We start from the raw sequence: 4,086 nt of genomic DNA, 5'->3' as shown, positions 1-4,086 counted from the left end.
CCTAGTCCGCCCGCTCGTCGGTACGCAGACCCAGCGCGGTGTAGCCGAACGTGATCACGGCGGTAGCCACCAACAACAGCAACCCGATGGTGTAGTTGTTGTGCACCGTGTCATAGGTTGCGCCCATCACCAATGGCGGAAAGTAACCACCCAAACCGCCAGCAGCAGAGACGATTCCGGCAACCGAGCCGACTGAACCAGCCGGGGCACGACTAGCCACCCAGGCGAATACTCCGCCGGTGCCGACGCCTAGAAACAGCGCCAGTGTGATGAAGGTGACCGCAGACCATATATCCGGGGGCGGCTGGAACACCGCGACGAACGCCAACAGGGCAACCCCGGCCAGCGAGGTGAGCACCACGTACTTGGGTGCGATGCGGTCGGCCAACGCCCCGCCGACGGGCCGGGCCAGCACAGCGGCCAGTGCGAATGCGGCGGTGCGGCTACCTGCCTGAACAGGCGGAAACCCGTAGATGTTGTGGATGTAGGTGGGCAGGAAGTTCGCGAACGCCACGAACCCGCCGAACACCACCGCGTACAGAAACGACATCTCCCAGCTGACCCGCAACCGCAGAGCGGCACGCAGTTTGGGCACCACCGGTGCGGTGTTGGATACGAACTGCGGGCCGTTGTGCAGCACCAGCGCGCACAGCGCTGCTGTGAGCGCCAAGGCAGCCGCGATGATCAGGTGGGTCTCGAACGTGCCGAACCACCGGGCGAACCGAGGTGTGAAGAACGCCGACAACGCGGTACCGACCATCCCCATCCCGAACACTCCGGTCGCAAACCCGCGACGACCTGACTCATACCAGTTGTTGGCGAACGGGATACCGATGGCGAACACTGCCCCGGGCACCCCCAGGAAGAACGCCGACACCAACAGCAGCGGAAAATTGCCCGCTGCGTCGGCGGCCCCAACCGCCAGCACCGGCGGAACCGCGGCCAACGAGACCGCCAGAAACATGGTGCGCCCGCCGAACCGATCGGTCAGCGGCCCCGCGATCAGGCGTCCCAGCGACCCCACCATGATCGGGGCGGCCACCAGCAACGACTCCTGGGTACTGGTCAAGTCCATCTGCGTCGCGTCGGTCATCGCCAACGGGCCGATCAGGTTCCACGCCCAGAAATTGATGAGTGAAACCCAGGTGGCGACCGCCAACTGGACACCACGTCGCGCGGTGATGGCCTGGCTGACCCCGATGTTCACCGACCCATGCAATCACCACGCGTGGGCGTTGGCGCGGATTTGATCCTGTGAGGTTCCTGGATGCGCTGCCGGCGTTCTCACCCACCGATGGCGGTGCGGAATCTGTCTCGGTAGGCCTTCGGTGAGACGCCGAGGCGGTCGGCGAATGCCCGACGCAGGGTTTCGGTGCTGCCGAAGCCGGTGAGGCGCGCGGTGTCGGTGACGGTGTGACCGGCGTCGAGTGCCGCGCGGGCAGCATCGATGCGGACCATTTCGACGAAGTCGGCCGGCGTCATCCCCAGTTCGGACCGAAACAGTCGGGTCAGCTGGCGCGTGCTGAGACTCGCCCGCACGGCGAGCCGTGTCACCCGGTGGTCGGCGGCGGGATCGGCGGCAATCGCATCGGTGACCGCTCGCAGCGCGGACTGCGGCGGCGGATCGGCCTCGACCAGCGTTGAGAACTGCGATTGGCCACCGGCCCGCTTGAGGTAGACGACCAACCACCGTGCAACGGCGCGGACAAGCTCGGTTCCGTGATCCATTTCCACGAGCGCCAGCGCCAAGTCGATGCCCGACGACACCCCGGCCGAGGTGAAGACATCGCCGTCGCGGACGAAGATCGCGTCCGGCTCGACGGTGATCTCGGGGAAGGCGCGAGCGAACAACCGGACGTCGTGCCAGTGGGTGGTGGCGCGACGTCCGTTCAGCAGGCCGGCTTGGGCGAGGATGAATGACCCGGTGCAGATGGAGGCCAGCCGCCGGGTGCGCTCAGCCGCCGACTTGATCGCCGCCACGAGTTCGGGGTCAATCGCCCGCCGCGGCAGATTGTCGCTGCCGGCCACCATGACGGTATCGGCGGACTCGATCGCGGAGAGGGCGTCGGTGACGCCCAGCCGCGTCCCGATCGAGGTAGTGACGTCGCGTCCATCCACCGACGCGATCTTGAGCCGGTAATCGGCACCGAAGCGGTTGGCTTCGGTGAAGACCTCACCTGCTCCGGCGACGTCCAGCATCGTCACGTCGTCGAAGACAACGATCACCATGTCCCGCGACGGTGCGCTGGGTTCGGCCACGGACTCATTGTGTCCCAATCCGTGGTGAAGGCGGCTCATCCGACCCGCCTGGCGAACTCATCTCGGCTGCACACTGGTGGCTGATCGAGCAACCCAAGGAGACCGAGCATGGTCGCTCAGCGGATTGAAACCATCGCTGACGTCGTGATACCCGATACCTCGCTGGCCCGCGAGGCAACCGAGTTGATTCGCAGTGCCGAGGACGACGTGCTGTTCCACCACTCCCGTCGGGTGTTTTTGTTCGGCGTCCTGCACGCTCGTCGGTCGGGGCGACAACCGGACCTGGAACTGCTCTATGTCGCGTCGATGTTTCACGACTTCGGGCTCACCGCCAGCTACCGCACGTCCAGCCAGCGCTTCGAAATCGACGGCGCCGACGCGGCGCGTGAGTTCCTGTTGGAACGCGGCGTCCCGCAGACCGACGCCGACAAAGTGTGGCTCGGCATTGCCCTGCACACGACACCGGAGATCACCGGACGCCTCGACCCCGAAACCGCACTACTCGCCGCCGGTGTCAAGACCGATGTGGTCGGTGTCGGCCGAGGGGATCTCGCCGCGGCGGACATCGACGCGGTGATCGCGGCCCATCCGCGCCCCGACTTCAAAAACCGCATCCTGGCAGCCTTCAACGACGGTATGACACATCGTCCGGACTCCACTTTCGGAACGATGAACGCCGACGTGCTGGCGCACTTCGACCCCACGTTCAAACGGGGCAACTTGGTCGACAGCATTCTCAACAGCACGTGGCCGGAGTAGCCGGTGCTCGCTGATTCACGGACAGCTTCCGCGAGTTGCCGGCGCGCCCGGAAGCCAATCCGCCTCCCGTACATGAGGTTTCATCGCACAGGCCCAGCTTTCCGCCTCACCACCCTTGGCGGTGGACGTGACCACGGTAGGGTGAGGAATCGTGCAAGCAATCATCGCAACTGACCGCGATGCGGGCCATCGTGGGCTTTCGCTGGCCGAAATCCCCTACCCCTATGCCGCGGAGAACGACGTCATTGTGCGGGTCCACGCCGCCGGTATCACGCCGGGTGAGCTCGACTGGCCGGCGACCTGGACTGACCGCGCGGGCCGCGATCGCACGCCCAGCGTCCCCGGGCACGAAGTCTCGGGTGTCGTCGCCGAACTGGGCCCCGGAACCACCGGGTTGGCTGTGGGCCAGCGGGTCTTTGGCGCCACCGACTGGGCGCGCAATGGCTCACTGGCCGAGTACGTCGCAGTGGAGGCCCGCAATCTTGCGCCGTTGTCGCAGCAGATTGAGCACACGGTGGCCGCCGCGTTGCCGATCTCCGGACTGACCGCTTGGCAGGGGCTCTTCGACCACGCACATCTGGTCGCCGGGCAGACCGTTCTTGTTCATGGCGCCGCCGGGGCTGTCGGCTCGACAGCGGTGCAACTCGCTCATGAGGTCGGAGCGCACGTGATCGGCAGCGGCCGCGCCGAACACCGCGACACAGTGCTGGGCCTGGGCGCCGACGCATTCCTGGATCTGCACGGGGACCGGCTCGAGGACGTTGGCGAAGTCGATGTGGTGTTCGACGTGATCGGCGGTGAAACCCTCACGCGTTCAGCGTCGTTGGTGCGTTCCGGCGGTGCGCTGGTTTCCGTCGCTGAACCACCGCAGGTTCAACCGGCGCAGGTACGCACAATTTTCTTCGTCGTCGAACCCGACCGGGCTGGTCTCGTCGCGCTGGAAAACCGCGTCGTCGACGGCCGACTGCGTCCGAACCTCGGATCGATATGTTCGCTGGCCGACGCGCCTTCGGCGTTCGATCCCGATCGTCGCAGCCGCGGCAAGACCATCGTCTCGGTCACCGACGA

At 66.0% G+C, this 4,086-nt stretch carries 4 protein-coding genes; 2 read left to right on the top strand and 2 right to left on the bottom strand.

Annotation, left to right across the window (positions count from 1 at the left end; all coding sequences use genetic code 11):
* Position 1: 1 nt before the first annotated feature.
* On the bottom strand, positions 2 to 1,207 hold the full coding sequence (locus AC5Y36_RS25645) for an MFS transporter (protein ID WP_500043789.1): 1,206 nt from the start codon (positions 1,205 to 1,207) through the stop codon (positions 2 to 4).
* Positions 1,208 to 1,284: 77 nt separating this feature from the next.
* The gene (locus AC5Y36_RS25640) at positions 1,285 to 2,229 is read right to left on the bottom strand and encodes a GlxA family transcriptional regulator (protein WP_500043790.1); all 945 of its coding nucleotides are present in this window, start codon (positions 2,227 to 2,229) and stop codon (positions 1,285 to 1,287) included.
* A gap of 138 nt (positions 2,230 to 2,367) precedes the next feature.
* Between AC5Y36_RS25640 and AC5Y36_RS25635 the strand changes: the two genes are divergently transcribed.
* Complete coding sequence (locus tag AC5Y36_RS25635; protein WP_500043788.1) at positions 2,368 to 3,018, top strand: HD domain-containing protein; 651 nt, start codon at positions 2,368 to 2,370, stop codon at positions 3,016 to 3,018.
* 151 nt (positions 3,019 to 3,169) lie between these two features.
* A partial coding sequence (locus tag AC5Y36_RS25630) for an NADP-dependent oxidoreductase (protein WP_500043787.1) occupies positions 3,170 to 4,086 on the top strand: 917 nt, incomplete at its 3' end.

The sequence above is a fragment of the Mycobacterium sp. NGS50 genome (genome assembly GCF_059812545.1).
This window is presented reverse-complemented; position numbering and strand designations above follow the sequence as displayed.

Bases quoted from the DNA above. Each gene is read 5' to 3' on its own strand.
- AC5Y36_RS25635 (WP_500043788.1), top strand. From the start codon at position 2,368: ATGGTCGCTCAGCGGATTGAAACCATCGCTGACGTCGTGATACCCGAT.
- AC5Y36_RS25640 (WP_500043790.1), bottom strand. From the start codon at position 2,229: ATGGTGATCGTTGTCTTCGACGACGTGACGATGCTGGACGTCGCCGGA.